The 1,159-nt window shown below is 48.8% G+C and carries 1 protein-coding gene; it reads right to left on the reverse strand.

The genetic code is table 11. The annotated features are described in order from the left end of the window. On the reverse strand, positions 1 to 1,115 hold a 1,115-nt coding region (locus PSI23_RS21495), incomplete at its 3' end, for a phage tail-collar fiber domain-containing protein (protein WP_273556979.1). Between the last annotated feature and the right edge of the window lie 44 nt (positions 1,116 to 1,159).

The raw sequence follows: 1,159 nt of genomic DNA on the forward strand, positions 1-1,159 counted from the left end.
TTAATACGGCGGCTATGGGGCACAGCCCGCATGGCTTTTTCGACGGTGGCTTTCAGACCGAGGTTATCGATAAATTCAGCCTTGTTCAGAATATCCGCCCCGTTCTTCGCTTTTTCCAATCGGCTATTGGCATTATCATTGGCATTATTAACCACGGTATTCGTAGCATAATCACCTTTCGGTTGTTTGCCATCCAAACCGTCTTTCAATGCCTTCTGAGTAGCATAGTCCTGTTTAATCCTGCCAAGTTCTTGTTGAATATTGACGATATCACGATCGCTGAATGTCCCTTTACTGCGTAAATCCGTCACATTCCCATTACCATCAATCCGCGCAATGGCAAACACATAATGTGGATAGCCCACCGCATCCACATAATTTTTCAACTCATTCGCGGCGGTAATTTTAACCACCGTCTTCCACTGACTCACCAGATTGCCCTGATGGCTAAAATCCGCATAAACGCGAGTATTGCGCATAGCGTTCAGGGTTTGGTCAAATTCCAGCATCCCACGTAGCCCACCGACATAGGCCAGCCCTTTTTTCACCAGATACTGTTCGCCCTGACGCACCACAGCAAAGCCATCACCGAAAAAGGCGGCTTCGCCGTAACTGTCGGTATTCATCAGGCGCTGCATTTCGTCAATGCCCGACAACCGGGCGGTAAAATCAATCTGCCATGTTTCCGCTGTAGTCGTGATCGCGGTTTCTGTCGCGGCACCGTCAAATTCCAGCAGGAACGAGCGGGTTAACACATTGCCCTGCAAGCCATTGGCAGTTTTGATTTTCTTCTGCGTGGGGGCATGGGTGATCATCCCAATCACACCGGAAGCCTTATTGAGCAGGCCAATCCAGTTAAAATCAAAATTCCCCACTTCCGTACCCAATGTAACGCTGTAAGCCACAGCGTTCTCGCTGGCCAATCCGGTTTTGTTCACCGACTGACGGTGAACGATTTGGTTTTGGGCTGGTAGTTTTTCACTGCGGCTGAACTCTTTCGACGGGTCAAGATTCGGCACATTCGCAAAAACAAATTCATCCAGCACCACAGGCTGACCTGCGGCAGTTTGCTGAGCCTTCCATTTTTCAAAGTCCAAAGTAATGACGGAGGACATTTTCTATTTCCTTATAATGACGCACCGTAAGTGACGTTCGGTGC

It is taken from the genome of Xenorhabdus yunnanensis (genome assembly GCF_028598805.1).
GTDB classification, from domain to species: domain Bacteria; phylum Pseudomonadota; class Gammaproteobacteria; order Enterobacterales; family Enterobacteriaceae; genus Xenorhabdus; species Xenorhabdus yunnanensis.